This window comes from Pseudomonas sp. R2-37-08W (genome assembly GCF_003851705.1).
Lineage (GTDB): Bacteria > Pseudomonadota > Gammaproteobacteria > Pseudomonadales > Pseudomonadaceae > Aquipseudomonas.
This window is the reverse complement of sequence record NZ_CP027728.1, coordinates 5,141,281-5,155,720: the sequence shown is the minus strand read 5'-3', so window position 1 is coordinate 5,155,720 and position 14,440 is coordinate 5,141,281. Positions and strand designations below refer to the sequence as shown.

General features: G+C 51.1%; 11 protein-coding genes. 3 read left to right on the top strand and 8 right to left on the bottom strand.

From position 1 onward, the window contains the following. Positions 1–343: 343 nt before the first annotated feature. The 7 genes from C4J93_RS23795 to C4J93_RS23760 form a co-directional block, all read right to left on the bottom strand. Positions 344–2,401, bottom strand: a complete 2,058-nt coding sequence (locus C4J93_RS23795) for a CHAT domain-containing protein (RefSeq protein WP_256660110.1) — start codon at positions 2,399–2,401, stop codon at positions 344–346. Positions 2,402–2,588: 187 nt separating this feature from the next. Further along, positions 2,589–4,256, bottom strand: coding sequence for a hypothetical protein (locus C4J93_RS23785; RefSeq protein ID WP_124420947.1), 1,668 nt, complete (start codon positions 4,254–4,256; stop codon positions 2,589–2,591). Between the two features lie 426 nt (positions 4,257–4,682). Then, positions 4,683–5,519 carry a hypothetical protein gene (locus tag C4J93_RS23780; RefSeq protein ID WP_124420946.1) on the bottom strand — a complete coding sequence of 279 codons (837 nt, stop codon included), beginning with the start codon at positions 5,517–5,519 and terminating at the stop codon, positions 4,683–4,685. 138 nt (positions 5,520–5,657) lie between these two features. Further along, a complete protein-coding gene (locus C4J93_RS23775; RefSeq protein WP_124430593.1) occupies positions 5,658–7,472 on the bottom strand; it encodes a hypothetical protein in 1,815 nt (604 codons plus the stop codon). Continuing rightward, positions 7,472–7,957, bottom strand: a complete 486-nt coding sequence (locus tag C4J93_RS27830) for an ABC-three component system middle component 2 (RefSeq protein WP_124420944.1) — start codon at positions 7,955–7,957, stop codon at positions 7,472–7,474. Before C4J93_RS27830 ends, C4J93_RS23775 begins: the two co-directional genes overlap by 1 nt. Then, the gene (locus C4J93_RS23765) at positions 7,950–9,047 is read right to left on the bottom strand and encodes an ABC-three component system protein (protein WP_124420943.1); all 1,098 of its coding nucleotides are present in this window, start codon (positions 9,045–9,047) and stop codon (positions 7,950–7,952) included. Before C4J93_RS23765 ends, C4J93_RS27830 begins: the two co-directional genes overlap by 8 nt. Before the next feature lie 408 nt (positions 9,048–9,455). After that, on the bottom strand, positions 9,456–10,256 hold the full coding sequence (locus C4J93_RS23760; protein WP_124420942.1) for a hypothetical protein: 801 nt from the start codon (positions 10,254–10,256) through the stop codon (positions 9,456–9,458). A gap of 641 nt (positions 10,257–10,897) precedes the next feature. Here C4J93_RS23760 and tam point away from each other — a divergent pair. Continuing rightward, positions 10,898–11,659, top strand: a complete 762-nt coding sequence (gene tam, locus C4J93_RS23755) for a trans-aconitate 2-methyltransferase (RefSeq protein WP_124430592.1) — start codon at positions 10,898–10,900, stop codon at positions 11,657–11,659. Between the two features lie 16 nt (positions 11,660–11,675). Here the strand turns inward: tam and C4J93_RS23750 are convergent, their stop codons facing one another. Further along, a complete protein-coding gene (locus C4J93_RS23750) occupies positions 11,676–12,239 on the bottom strand; it encodes a cysteine hydrolase family protein (RefSeq protein ID WP_124430591.1) in 564 nt (187 codons plus the stop codon). Between the two features lie 249 nt (positions 12,240–12,488). Here C4J93_RS23750 and C4J93_RS23745 point away from each other — a divergent pair, with 249 nt between their 5' ends. Beyond that, a complete protein-coding gene (locus C4J93_RS23745) occupies positions 12,489–13,598 on the top strand; it encodes a DUF3182 family protein (protein ID WP_124430590.1) in 1,110 nt (369 codons plus the stop codon). Continuing rightward, positions 13,588–14,343 carry a S9 family peptidase gene (locus C4J93_RS23740; RefSeq protein ID WP_124364607.1) on the top strand — a complete coding sequence of 252 codons (756 nt, stop codon included), beginning with the start codon at positions 13,588–13,590 and terminating at the stop codon, positions 14,341–14,343. Before C4J93_RS23745 ends, C4J93_RS23740 begins: the two co-directional genes overlap by 11 nt. Positions 14,344–14,440: the final 97 nt, after the last annotated feature.

Genomic DNA, 14,440 nt, shown 5'->3' with positions numbered 1-14,440 from the left:
ACGATGTTCCGTTACGGGGAGTGACGTCGAAGGGCATTACGTTAAGACAGATGCGGAGGCTGCCTGGATGGCTATGAAGCTAAATAAGCGGCCTCTAGGCCATGAGGAGGGTAAGGGCCGGTGAACACTCTTTTCGAGCCGGCCCATAAGGACGATTGTGTCCGCGTATTTTAAGCGAGCGCAATTACCCTGAACCTCAGGACCGTCATGCACTAACGTACAGTTTGTGTCTGTCATCGATGAAATTCTAATGTTTCGAGAAAGCCATCCTGAGACAAGGAGTTGATGACATTCTTTTACTCACCCAGTTTGTTAGCAGATGCCAGAGATGAGCCTCTGGAACTTATTGATAAAAGGCCGCCGATCCGTAGAACTCAATCGATGAGTAATCGTCCTCTTTACGACTAAGCTGTTGGATGAGTTCGAATCCGTCACCTATCTTGGATGTTAAGTCCTCAGCTATCGCGCATGTTGTTTTTCGGACTGAGAGCACTGCAAGCTTATACGCCTCAAAAAATGACGTGCCCTCTGCTATGTGGTATGCGAGGTATGCTCCGAATGCGGCAGCTGGGTAACCTTGTACAGGCCATAGATGAGAGATTGTCGCTTGATCGGCGCAGGCTAAACCTGGTGCCAGTCCGATTTTAGGGAGGTATCCTCTTTCTTCAAAACGCGCTCCGTCGCAAATGTTTAAAAACAGCAGGCGGCGCTCTTCCCCAATGGGTGCCTTATTCCAAAGATCCGCCAAAGAAACGGACCTGCCTTCTGCAACGTGCATAGTTACCTTTTTAGGAGACCAGTGATCGTAGGTACCGTGGGATGCGACCCATATCACGTCATAAAGATCGTCTCCATAGACAGTGGTAAAATCTCGTTGCGCTGACTCTTCAAAGCAAACTACTTCAACTATGGCTTCAGCTCTTTCAAAGATTTTTTTGATCGCCTCAGCTTCAAGTTCTTCTGTAAGGCTTCCGCCACCGCACCATATCAATACGTTCTTCGGTTTTCTATCGGGTTTTGGGATAGAAAAGGATGAGGCAATCGGCCATGTTTTCCCCCATTCTTTAAGCTGGATCGCCTGCACCGGATTGCACTCATTGTCTAAAATTAACTGATACAACGGCTCCGAATTGAACAAGTAACGACTTGGGCAATAACCTTTTTTCATTGCGGATTCGTAATCTGTGGAGTCGCCATACATGGGTATCCCAATACGCTCCGGAATTCTTAATCCTGAATTATCAGCGTAAGCGATTGACTTTGCCACACCAAGAAATTTGTTGCTCGCATGTACTAGACCTTCGAGAAGCGCCTGAGAATCCCGATATATGAATGTTTTTTCAGAACCCACCACTGACGAGTAGCCGTGCTCTCCAAATGGTATGGAAATATACAGGTGTTTTGCATTGAGACTGAATTCATCTGACGGTAATTGATACCAGAGCCGTAGGCCCTGAAGTGTTAGTTCAGTATCGGGGGCGTCAATAGTTTTGACGATAAAAGGCTGTATTGCACCGCTTCGTATGGCAGCATCTCGGAAAAATGCGATCTCTTCCAGCTGCGATTTCAAGTGCCGTTGTACCAAGTCTATCTGACTGAGCAGCGTGGTAGGATCTCCATCTTCAGTGCCTGCGTAGACTGTCGATAGCAGTTGTACCTTATGTGCGTCAGCTAGGGAGTCGGCACATTCAGCAAGCGCTTTTTGCGCCCATTCAGATGAAGCTTTGCTTGAATAAAAGCCAGCTGATGTAGACAAACCAGAGTAAAGCAGAGCGCGAAATTGGTTAGGAAGTGATTCATTTTCAGAGATAGACTCAAGTTGAGGTACGAATACCTTAGCCAATTCGGGGGCCTCTTTTGCGGCCCAACACGCTAGATTTAATCCAAGAAAAACCTCAGAAAGATGAATATGCTGAGCGGGCGTATTCATTGTTTTCTTAAAGCTTAAAGTTGCGCTGATCCAAAGATCTCGCGCAATATCATTCATCGCTGTCCGCTCTCGGGCGTAAAAGTAAAATGCCCCAAAAAATTTTACCATTGTGGGCATGAATCCAGGCCAGCTTATGAGTGTTGGGGATGAATAAAAATCGACTATTCTGCCAATGTGTAGTTCCTTGGTATGACTTTCCACCAAGTCTTCAGAAAATGCCCAACCAATCCAGTCTCCCATTTCAGTCAATTCATAACTTTCGTAAGCGTTGTAAAGCGCCTCGGTTGCGAAAATGAATTGGGCAAAGCATGGCATTAAGCGGAGATCAGCTGGCATGTTCTGTTGACGTTCTATCAAAAGAAAAATAATTCGCTGGGCCTCGTTATGGGAGATCGACACGGCCAGACGCGCATCACGAAAAGCGCTGTCCAGAAACTGATGCGAGTTTTTTAAGGCTTGTTCAACTTCCATAATGTCACCTTCCTTTAAAACTGGTAATAAAGATCTGGGCCTGCGGTTATGAACACCTGCTTTTAGAGCGCATACCCCATGAGTACCCGTGTTACTGAAAGGCCATTTGGTGCCAAGCCTCCTTCGGAAGCTAACATTTGCTATTTCATATCGGCCGGAAGTCGGACGGCAAAGTGCTGAGTCTTCCTTAGCGTTCGGGATTCACAGAAACGCACATTGCGGCCTCGGCCGATGTAGGCAATGCAGGAAGTGGCGGCGGAGTGGCAGGGGTTGCCAAGCGGTGCTTAGCTGCTCGATCCTCCCTGCGCTGTTGTCGTCTCTTCTCGGCCTCGAATTCCTGCATAGGATGTCTAACGAAATGTTGTTCATATGTCTTCAGCAGACCGGCCTCCTTACTAGCCTTTGCTTCGGCGAGAACGTATTCAGCGTCGCGGATCTGAATCACCAGCTTGCTGCTCTCTTCCTGTCTAGCGCTCACGAGGGCTACTGCTTCCTCTGAAAACCTGCCACTAGTCCACAGCTCATAGCGCTGGGTCAGAGTTGCCCAGTCCGAATGAATTTTCGCAGCTCCCCTTAGGACAGGGATTCGCTTATCCAGCCATTTGATCACCTCTCTGTCGTCAAGGGTGCTCGCCGGATGGATACCCTTGCACTCAATGAAGATGACCTCATGATTTTTGCGTACCGCAAGAACGTCGATTTCGGCCTGTTTCCCCATAACGTCCTTCACGATGCGATTCATCTCTTGATCGTAGCCGGCGAACGTAGACCTAGCGATCTGTGCCACTGCAAATTCGAAAAGGCTCCCACGTAAGGAGTAGGACGCCCCCTCTATGCGGGATAGGTCGTTGAAGACTTTATCTAGTGCAGCTGGGCTTTCTATGAGCTTGGCTGTGTCGTTCAGCACATTGCATAAGTTTTTCAACGCAAGAGCTACGTCGTGGCCAAATAGGCTTTCAGTGGTCGCCGGGATTACGCCTTCACTTTTTAGCTGCGCAAATGCCTCGGTTTGATAGGCCTCAGCCACGAACACCTGAAGGCATCTGCCGACTTTCGGTAAGCTGCGGAGGGTGACGCATTTGTGCAGGAACGCGCCGATATCGTCAGGTGAGATCCATCCGTTTAGCGCTATATCGCAAACGAAAAAGCCAGGTTTCAAGGCTGTGCTGGTGTAAGTCCGCATTGGATGTAGGTAGGAGGGACCTGCCAGGTCCCAATTGAAAGTGCCGACCTTAGGTAACGATTCGCGATCCTCATCCTCCCTAGTCTCGACAGAATCATAGCTCACCATCCCAAGGTTTCTCGCCCAGTCCTTGACAGCCAGGAGCGTGACCTTCTCTGCGATTAGGCGGCCTTTCATTTTCCCCCACATGGATGGAATGTCCGACAGCTGCTCCCTATCGCATCGCATAATGGAAATCTGTCCAACTGGAAGATCAACTTCCTTCACCAGCCCAGCTTTAATCAATCGTTCCAGCAGGCTTTCGGCAGAGATGTGTCTTTTCTGCGCGATGGGAGCGCCGCACGCAATGAGGAAATGCGCCCGAGGCATCACGTTGTCGCGCAGTTCTAGCGCCCTCAAAGCCAAGTAATACGCGCTCCGCGTTTTCTTCAGAGCTTCCATCAGGTTGTGGAAAAAGTACGGGGAGCCATAACTTTGTTCTAGATACACAAAGCGAGCCCGGTGAGGAAAAACGATTTGACTCAGTTTGTTAATCCCATCACCGCCGCGTTCAACGCGTTTTCTGGCTGCCGTCGGATTCAAGCCATACCGCTGCTCTAGCAGTTTCGATAGGTCACTGCTCAGCATCGGTCCTTCGTGTTTGAGGAGATCCGCGATATGGCTGTCGGTCATGATGGGCACCTTAAATGTCACACAGCGCTATTTATACTACTTGTAAACAAGTGTAGGTCGAGTTTTCCCGATTCCGTACGCAGGCCCCGTAAAATAAGGCGCCCAGGGCGGCCATAATGAATTTTCCGTCAAAATGTCACAATAGGCGTTTACCGTGAGGTTTCAGTAGCTGAATATTTGCTTCTCGCAGGCTGGCTCATCAGGTGCTCACCTTTGCATTTCAGGAAAAGGGCCTAAGCTGAAGTGAGCCGCAGACCGCTATCCAGCCGAAACAGACCTTGATGAAGGCCCGATATTGGAGGATGAAGGCGGCCAGGAACGCGTGGAATAGGTATAAATTCATGCTCACAAAAGCAGTGACGGCTTTTGCTTCAAGCAGAGTTATGGGCTCTCTGGTTAATTGTCGAGAAATCACTATTTGTTAAATTAGGAGCATTCAACCAGCGGCAATATATCGTGGTCGAAAATAGTGAGGGCTGTACGTCCGCAGGGTTTGTAGCCCACGACTCCTTCTAGAGGTTCGATGGTTCCGCCTACGGCGACAATGACGTACCTGAGGGTTGTCTCGCCGTGTGAAACCTGCCTAGCCGGTAGTGCATTCATTACCGACAACATCTGAGGGTTGGTCCGTTTGAGAAAGTTATTAAAGTTCCCAAACTGTGTTGGTATAGAACGCAACATTTGATGATTCATAAGGTCTTCAGGTTTCCAACTAGTCGAAGTGAAAGTTTCGGAAACAATGAAATTCGGAAGAAAATTGAGGACTGGTCGCTCATACGCCTGGAGCGCAGCGGTAACATCTACCACGTAGAACGGTGGAGCCACAACGATCGCATGAGCCGCAGTGAAAGAACCTACATCAAAGGTCCAGAAATGTTGAGTGGAGCGTTCAGCGCTGGCCGGGAAGTCAATGGTCAACGTTGTCGTCGCAACATAGTTCCAGATACCGAGGCGATCAAGCATCCGTCCGAGCATTCCAGAAACATCAACACATGCGCCTAGACGCCCATCTTTTTTTACCGCTGCAAATAGTACTTGGACGGCAATTTCAATTTTTCGCTTCGCTTCTGCCAAATAATTTGTATCGTAGGCGCGAGCTTCGACATAACGTGCATAGTTTTCCAAGTATCTTGGATCTTGTTCCTCATTTTTTAAAAAGTTGGGCTCGTCGTAAAATCCAGGCTTCCCGAAATCTATTTCATCTTTATGAAAAAGCTTCTCTAGCTGCTGCTCAAGAGTATTGTTGGATAGCTTCCATGGCATGGTTTAAGCCCTTCTAATATTATTTATCATGTTTATCACATTTCAGAGCGATACGATTAATTTTGCTAGTGATCCTAATATCGCAAAATCGTAGTAACTAACATGCCTTGAATGATTCTCGCGTAATTCGTAAAAATATCAAAGCAATCCCGCTCGTCCCTCGCTTGGATTATTAGTAAACACAGTTAGGTGCACTCCTTGGAGAGCATCCATAGGGGGGTGCTGGTTCTCAATAATTATGATTTGGCTGTCGCGGCTATGGTGTGTAATCAGATATTCGTAGAATTTTTCTTTAAGATCACTTCCCTTTAGAAGCAAGTCATCATCACCTTCTGGCTTGAAGTATGCTAAAAGTGGAGAGTCAAGCACTAGAAAACCAGGGTGGGGCAAAGAGTTTTCCTGCGCATATTCCAGTAGCCCAAGACTGACCGCGGCATGGGTAATGGACCGTAAGCCCTTACCGCGGCTACCCCGAGGTTTCCCGTCGATGATGAAGTCGCTTGAGCCTTTATCAAAGCTGACTATACATTCTCCTGGGAAATTCCACTCAGTGAGAATTGATGAGATTTTCATCGATAAAGAGTTACCGATGATCTCTGGAATACGGACTATTGAAGCTGTGTTGCCACTAGTTGAGGTTCCTTCTTTTTCAAGTAATGATTTTCGCTGGCTAAGCTGATCGATCCGCTCAAAGCTGCTAATTTTTTTTGATACATCTTGACGAAGTTCGACCAAGCTTTCAAAGCTAGCCTTTGTTTCGCCTGTTGCTGGCGAAAGCGCATCCCTCAATGATCTTTCAATCTCTTCATATTCTTTCTGGCTATTCAGTTGATTTCTTATAAGTTTCTCATGCTCTAACTGAAGTTCTTCAATAGTTCGAACGAGATCTGATTTTAGCTTTCCAATTTTAATCATTTCGGCGGAGGCTGCTTGTACAACCGAAGCTACGTCAGAGTCTTCTTCATCCTCGAAGTGTTGATTACATGGTGCGGCACCGCACATGGGGCAATCAATCTTATCTACGTAAACCAGCAGTGATCCGCTTTCTACTATAGCTTCCAGTCGTTCAAGGTCCACATCGTAATGGTCGCGTAGAAGGTCAAATCTTGTAAGAAGATCAACAATTTCGTCTGTTCGCTCAGATCTTTCCCGTCGCTGGAGTATGTTGTGTTGGCGGTTTTTCAGAAGCTCAGCGAGAAGCTTTTCATTAAGAACAATGGATTGCCTCTGCACTTCTATGGAGGCACCTATTTTCTCCATTTGACTCACAAGGTCTAAACGGTCAACAGTGCCGAGATCCGCAGTAATTTCGACTATCAAATCATTTAGTAAGGCGATTTTACCTGAGTTGTCGATTGATTTTACTGTTGGAGTATTGATAGCTGAGTCATCTACTCCAGTTAAAAGTAGTTTGACCGTCGCTAATTCTGATGTTTTCGTGGTGAATTGGCCGCCCCAGAATGGGGAGCCCTTGGAGACAATTTCCTCTTCCTGAACTATTACTAGTCGAGCAATGTTTCGAAAGCTCAAACTTTGCAGTGTCGATTTTGCACCACTTTTCAAGATTTTTTTATTGAGTAGCCCAAGCTTTTCTAGCAGAAATCCAGAGAGGTTGTCTGTGGTTCCATGAGAATGATTAGATTTTAATACAATCGATTGGTCTTGATCATTCTCGACAAGTTTGAAACCTCCTCCACTTAGCGCCCGTTGCAGACTCCATCGGTCGCCAGACCCCGATTCTATAGATAGGCTGATCCGATCATATTCTTTCACCTCATCAAAGGTTCTAAGTTCGGCCCCTCCCAGCATGTAATCAATCGCTTCGGCCAAATAGGATTTTCCAGTATCTGACGAGCCGCAGACGACGTTAACGCCTTCGAAAAAATCCACTTGGCTTTGGGCATTAGGTCCGGAAAACTGGACACATCTTAATTGAAAGGTGAACTCACTCATCACTCAGAGCCCCTCTGATCAAAAGTCTGGAACTCACTGGTCCATTTAAAGATACGGTGAGTTACCAATCGGACTTCATCTGTAGGAGTATTTCCATATACCTCATATGCCCATTTAGCTCTATCAATTAGCTTAATTGAGTAGCTTGTTATCAGAGACGATATGAATGGTCCTGCGGCGTCCGTTGCTATGTAACTAAAGCCGTCATATGACGCTATCCGGCTTAATAAACCACGCCTGACCATAAGCTTCAGCCCTGACTCTATCAAACCTCTCCGGACGAGGAGTTCCCCCCCTCTTAAAGGCAGCGGTGTATGAAGGCTACTGGGGCCGCTAGCATCTTCGGAATGCACTACTAAGTAGTCCATTTCTACTAGGCGCTGTAAGTCCATCGCCATTGGAAAGGCTGTGGTTAAAATCGCAAGAGATCTTACGCCGGTCTCCAGAGGACCATTGAAGGGGCTTCTCACCTTTACTTCACTCATTTTCGGGCACCCACGTAAGTCGATCATCATTTGCCAGTTGGTGACAAATCCCCTGACGATCTTGGGTTTTGAATGCTGATGCTAAGGGATTTGCTGAAGCAGCAATACTTGATGAGTGAGTGATAGTTGCCTTCATTCGTGCAAAGCCATCCGCATGATTATCCTCACAGACATCAACAACCCCATAGAATATCTCATCTTGCAATGCCGAAAATGTACCTTCGGGAACTGTGTCTCTTGAGAAATTTCTCAGAGACTCCGCGTGATAAAATCGTTCTCTTTGCCGAAGATAATCTCTTTTCAACGCACTAAAGGGCTCAAGGTCGGCCTCGTTACATATTTTGGTGCTTAGATGATGTGCATATGCGTCTAGTATTTGCCTGATGTAACGGCTCTCAGTGCCAGAGGGTATTGCTGGTGGTTTCAGCGAGTCGGGCCTAAAAGGTAGCCCTCCGCCAAATCTTACGGCATGGTAATGGGTATAACTATGATCGTTGATAAGCTCTACAATGGATTTTGACGAAAATATGGTGAAATCGAATTTATGGAAGTAATCAAACAGTTCTCCCGATAGACGAGTTTCCATCGTGGATGTTATCCCTGTCTTACAATATTTTTCCCAGTTGTCTTCCGTCTTGAATTGCAGTTCAGCAGGGTCGTTCAAGAGTTGCTCAAGGGTAGTGCCAATATCTTGAGATCCCACAAAATAGTGTTTGCGAGGCGGGATATATTTCCCTTTAAACGAGTAATAGATGATTTTGCCAATCTCTACCCAGATATCGCTAGGCCGAAGTGGGTGATCGTAGCGTTTGCATTGGTAGTTATCCCAAGGCCCTTTGAACCCATCCTGAGAGCAGATCCCTGCGATGTCCACGCCCAAGTCTCCCGAGCCACCAAAACGGCGGACTTTCGCGTATTCACTTTCCAGGCTACTCGCCCACTCCTCTACGAACTCCTCCCATTCATCTGGGCTGAAGCTTCTAACTCGAAGGGGCTTAGGTAGTGGGATACCACTTACAACATGCGTCGCGGATGCAGACGACGTGCGTCCCCTCGGGGCAATTTCTTGTAGATCGATGTCAGAGATCACTATGCTCGCCTGCCATGTTGGAGCAGTGGCACCTAGGTATCCAAGGTGCCGATTGTCTTTTTACTCCCCCGGTTTAACAATCGTCCGTGCGGGGTTGTCCGACGCTAGCAGAATGCCACTGTTCCGTCCACGACTACACGCAGCTTAGGCACCCTAGTAGAGCAAGCCCGAGAACTCGATATGCCATATTTACGACGAATTTCACTGAGTGTTTAGGGATTCACAGCAAGCCATGATCGTTCACGTGGGACCCAATCTAAACCCTAAGCCAGGCTCCCATTATCAGAGTCTTCCTTTGATTGTTGTCGGATTGATATGACGACTGTCGGAGGGCCGTGTTTTGCTGATTGTCGCTATCCACGACCGGCACTTTCAGTCAGACGCTGCGGCTTGAATCTACCCACGAATTTAGGGCGAACTCATTTTTCGGTCTTTTTCCATAGCTTTTTCAAACCATGCTGGCACGTTAAGAGTTTCGCTGCGAACCCTCGCTGGGATCATTCGCCAAAACTCCACAATAGCGCAGGAGAATTCTTCAAGCTGCTTATCAGTAACCAATAGGTGGGTGTGGTCTATCCACCTCATATCGGGAGTGTTTCCAAATGTAGACTGTATTCGCAAATATTCTGGGTGGCTGGCTTTTAGTTTTTTCAATGAAAGGCCTTCACCATGTTTATACACATTCACTACGTATCGACACGCGCTTAGCTTTTGAAGGTAGCCTGCGCTACGCTTGGCAAGTTTCGAGATGTCTAATAGCTCGACAATTTCCTCGAATGTAGCCTTCCACAACATATCTGTGACGTTAGGACCTCTATGCCAGTGCTCAATTTCCTTCAAAAGCCACCGACGCAATTCTTTATCCCAGGCGTGATACATTCCAGCGACAATGCTTAGTCTGGTTTGGTCTCTCAGTTCACTCAGCAACCGGTAATACTCGACCCCTTCATGGTATGCATCTTCTGCGACGCTTCCGGGATCGTCTCGGTCGGGATCAAAATGCTGAGATTGTTTCTCCATCCAGTGCTCTGCTGCCTCTTCCGCCTCCTGCTCCATGTTATTGAATTGAGCAAGCAACTTATTTTTGCCTTGGTCGACATAAAAACGATGTTGTTCGATAACTGACTCTCGCCAGGGGCCCCAGATTTCAAAAAAGGTGATTGGGCGTGTTTGCTCGTTATATTCCAGGTCTTCCTGCGTGCTAGACATATACTAACTCCGAGATCGTGATACACAGGCTAGCTCTTATCAGGCATTACGCCTCTGAGTCCCAATTAAAAGTCACCATGGCATAGATGTGCAATACCCGATCTACCGCAGTAGGACGGAGAGATTTGCCTATCGAAAAGGATCAGGAAGCTGGCTAATTTGCGAGCGGGGCCGTTTCTGACTCCTAGCGGACAGTTATGTTAGGTCGACTTTGGTAGCGGCGGAAAGGGTGATGAACACTGCTGAGATAACACTGATTTTTTTGCGTGACGTACCGTCCGTTACGCGAAAACTCACCATTACACAAAGTCGAAATCATGGTTGATTTCTGAATTGACCAGCCATCTGCGGGAAAAAACGTAAAGCGTGATCTTTACAGCGATTTGTCAGATAAGCGTAAGTGGCACCGTTCGACCGAGGATGTCGTGTCGTTCTTTACGTTTTGCAGAATTCTGCGCTTACCAATTTCGCTGTGCCCCTCGTGGTGTAAGGGCTATAGAGAAATCTTATTTTTGTTAAGCGGTTCTTATGTGAACTACCCTTTTGAGGTCTGAGACCCAGAACCCCCAAAACCCCCGATAGCCCCTGGCTTCGGGGGTTTTTTATGGGGCATGCTTAACCGCCAACGAAGGAGAACTGTGATGACCTGGTCCGCCAAGCAGTACACGATGTTCGAGCAGCAACGCACGCGCCCCGTCCGCGACCTGGTGGCGGCGATTCCCAATACCGACGTGGGCACAGCCGTCGATTTGGGCTGTGGCCCCGGCAATTCCACCCAGGTGCTGGCCGAGCGCTTTCCCCATGCGCACATCACCGGCATGGACAGCTCCGACGACATGTTGATCGACGCGCGCAAACGCTTGCCGGCACTCAGCTTCGAATTGGCCGATATCGGCGCCTGGACCCCGGCGCAGCAGTTCGACGTGATTCTCGCCAATGCTTCCCTGCAGTGGCTGCCTGACCACGCCACGCTCTATCCGCATCTGGTCCACCAACTGACCCCCGGCGGCACGCTGGCGATACAGACGCCGGACAACCTCGACGAGCCTGCCCACCGGCTCGCCCGCGAAGTCGCGGCGCAGGGACCATGGGCTGCAAAGATCGGCGCGGTCAAGCATAACGAGCGGCATTCGGCGAGCTATTACTACGAGCTGCTGAGTCGGTACTGCACTACCGTCGATGTATGGCGCACCACCTACCAACACCCGCTGGCAGACCACGCGGCCGTGGTGGAGTGGTTCAAGGCTTCAGCGCTGCGACCTTTCCTGGCCCCCCTGAACGATGGCGAACAAGCTGCGTTCCTGCAGGAGTACCAGGCGCGGATTAGCCAGGCTTACTCAGCCCTGAGCGACGGCACCGTGTTGCTGCCATTCCCGCGCCTGTTCATCATCGCCACGCGCTGAGGTTACTCAGCGGCGGTCAAGCCACCGCCGCTTGTGCCTTCAGATAGTCATTTGTCGACACCACGCCCGCATACCCGAAGGCCAGCGACGCCATGTATGCGCCATGCACCTGCGCGGCGGGAATCACCTGCCCATTGAATTCCTGATCGCGGGTCGCGCACGCATCGTGGATCACCGTGACCTTGTAGCCCAAGTCCGCTGCTGCCCGCACCACCGCATCGATGCACATATGGCTCATGCTGCCGACCACAACCACGTCGGTGATGCTGCGCTGTTCCAGCAACTCACGCAGGTTGGTCTGGCGAAAAGCATTCACAAAATGCTTGAGCACCACCGGCTCATTGCCCTGGTTCAGCACTTTGGCATGCAGATGAGCACCTTCTGAGCCCGGCGTGAAGAACGGCGCGTCATCGCCTTCGAACTCGTGACGAACGTGAATCACGGCATCCCCGGCCTGACGAAAGGCCTGCAGCACTCGCGCAGCGTTGTCCGCGGCGGCCTCCACACCATCAAGCGGCCACTTGCCCTGTGGGAAGTAGTCGTTCTGGATATCGATCAGGATGAGTGCTTGCTTGGCCATGTGGATTGCCTCGTGATGGGTTGATAGGCCCAGTATGTTAGCTGGCGCCGTCGCCGGATATCGGGTGCGATTTATGTGAATCGTGCAGAACGCCGCGTACCCGCAGCCGCGTCGTGCAGAATGGCGCAGGCTAACTGCTATTGCGTTTGCCCCAACTGATTGATTTTCAAACGATCCTCCTCAGCCAGATCTTGGCCTGATCCCTGCTACGCTTCCCCTACACACATGGCCGAATGCCAAGGGGGACGCATGACCCCAATTTCACCGAAAAAATGGGTAGTCGCTCACTCGACACGCGCTGGCGCACCCCAGCATGAAGTCGATACCAATCGCGCCCTGGCGCGCTGGCTGGCGCAGATACTGGGGCTCAAGTTCGGCGGCAGCTACGATCCACAGCAACACGCTGGCCGCGACCTGTATCTGCTTCCCACACAAACTCTGGTGGGGGCGGCCCAAGCCCGCGCGCTCAATATCCAAGGCCCGCAAGACCTGTGGGGCGGTTATGTCGATCACGGGTTCATCTGCACCAAAGCCATCAGTCATGGCCTGCTGGGCCCTGAAGCCAAGGCGCCGGAAGGCTGGTCGCCGTTGTTCAGTGAGCGGGTGCGCGATGTGGTACTCGATGGCTTGAGTGTCTTCGCTGTGGAGGATGCACGGCCGGCCGCCACGCGCTTGCTCTACAGCGGGCCGATTCGCTTGAAACCCGTGAACGCCTGCGCTGGGCGCGGCCAGCAAGTCATTCGCAGCCTCGACGAATTCGACGCCCTATTAGCGCGTCCCGAAGCGGAGTGGATGTTCGACGATGGCGTGGTGCTGGAACAAGACCTGCACGACGTGGTCACTCACAGTGTAGGCCAGAGCTTTATTGGCGATCAGGTGCTGAGCTACTGCGGCGAGCAATACCTGACCCGGGACGGGCAGGGGGAAGACGTCTACGGCGGCTCCCAACTGCTGGTGGTGCCCGGTGGCTATGACGTTTTGCTCACGCTGGACCTGCCCGACGATGTACGTGAAGCTGTGAGGCAAGCGCAGGTCTTCGACAGAGCTGCCGACGAAGCCTACCCGGGCTTCTACGCCTCGCGGCGCAACTACGACATCGCCCAGGGCCTGGACAGCGACGGCCAGCGCCGCAGTGGCGTGCTCGAGCAATCCTGGCGCATGGGCGGGGCCAGCAGCGCGGAAGTCGCGGCGCTGCAGAGCTTTATCAACAACCCGAGCCTTACGGCCATCCGTGTGGCCTCGGTGGAAACCTACGTGGACCAGGCGCTGCCGGCGGATGCCATCGAGGTGTACCGGGGCCCGGCTGAAAACAGCGACTTTCTACTCAAATACGTAACGGTTGAGGCTTATGACGGCTAGAAGCGAGAGCATTGCGATCGATATAGACGACGAACAGATGAGCGGGACCTTCCTGAGCCCCAAATCCAAAGTGCCGGGCGTGCTGTTCGTGCATGGCTGGGGCGGGAGCCAGGAACGCGACCTGGAACGGGCCAAAGGCATCGCGGGGCTTGGTTGCGTGTGTCTGACCTTCGACCTGCGCGGCCACGCCGGCACCGGGATCCCGCTGTCCCGCGTGACCCGTGAAGATAACCTGCGCGACCTGCTGGCCGCCTATGACCGCCTGCTGTCCCACCCGGCGATCGACACTTCGGCGGTGGCGGTGGTGGGCACCAGCTACGGTGGCTACCTGGCCGCCATCCTCACCTCATTGCGCCCGGTGCGCTGGCTGGCGTTGCGTGTGCCAGCGCTGTACCGCGACCAGGAATGGCTCAAGCCCAAGCGTGACCTGGATAAAGCTGACCTGATGGACTACCGCAGCACCCTGGTGCGTGCCGAAACCAACCGCGCCTTGCACGCCTGCGCACAATTTACCGGCGATGTGCTGATCGTCGAATCGGAAACCGACGACCACGTGCCCCACGCCACCATCATGAGTTACCGCGCGGCGTGCCAGCAAACCCATTCCCTGACCCACCGCATCATCGACGGCGCCGACCATTCATTGAGCGATCCAGTGTCACAACAGGCCTATACCTCGATCCTGGTGGACTGGATCACCGAGATGGTAGTGGGTGAACGGTTGAGCATCATTCAGTCGCAATAGCGATGCTCGATGATCGCTCCCACGCTCCGCGTGGGAATGCCTCCTGGGACGCTCCGCGTCCCGCAGATGACGCAGAGCGTCACGGGCTGCGTGCCCA

Coding starts and splice junctions, on each gene's coding strand:
- C4J93_RS23760 (WP_124420942.1), bottom strand. CDS start 10,256: ATGTCTAGCACGCAGGAAGACCTGGAATATAACGAGCAAACACGCCCA.
- tam (WP_124430592.1), top strand. CDS start 10,898: ATGACCTGGTCCGCCAAGCAGTACACGATGTTCGAGCAGCAACGCACG.
- C4J93_RS23780 (WP_124420946.1), bottom strand. CDS start 5,519: ATGCCATGGAAGCTATCCAACAATACTCTTGAGCAGCAGCTAGAGAAG.
- C4J93_RS23785 (WP_124420947.1), bottom strand. CDS start 4,256: ATGACCGACAGCCATATCGCGGATCTCCTCAAACACGAAGGACCGATG.
- C4J93_RS23750 (WP_124430591.1), bottom strand. CDS start 12,239: ATGGCCAAGCAAGCACTCATCCTGATCGATATCCAGAACGACTACTTC.
- C4J93_RS23740 (WP_124364607.1), top strand. CDS start 13,588: ATGACGGCTAGAAGCGAGAGCATTGCGATCGATATAGACGACGAACAG.
- C4J93_RS23795 (WP_256660110.1), bottom strand. CDS start 2,401: ATGGAAGTTGAACAAGCCTTAAAAAACTCGCATCAGTTTCTGGACAGC.
- C4J93_RS23745 (WP_124430590.1), top strand. CDS start 12,489: ATGACCCCAATTTCACCGAAAAAATGGGTAGTCGCTCACTCGACACGC.
- C4J93_RS23775 (WP_124430593.1), bottom strand. CDS start 7,472: ATGAGTGAGTTCACCTTTCAATTAAGATGTGTCCAGTTTTCCGGACCT.
- C4J93_RS27830 (WP_124420944.1), bottom strand. CDS start 7,957: ATGAGTGAAGTAAAGGTGAGAAGCCCCTTCAATGGTCCTCTGGAGACC.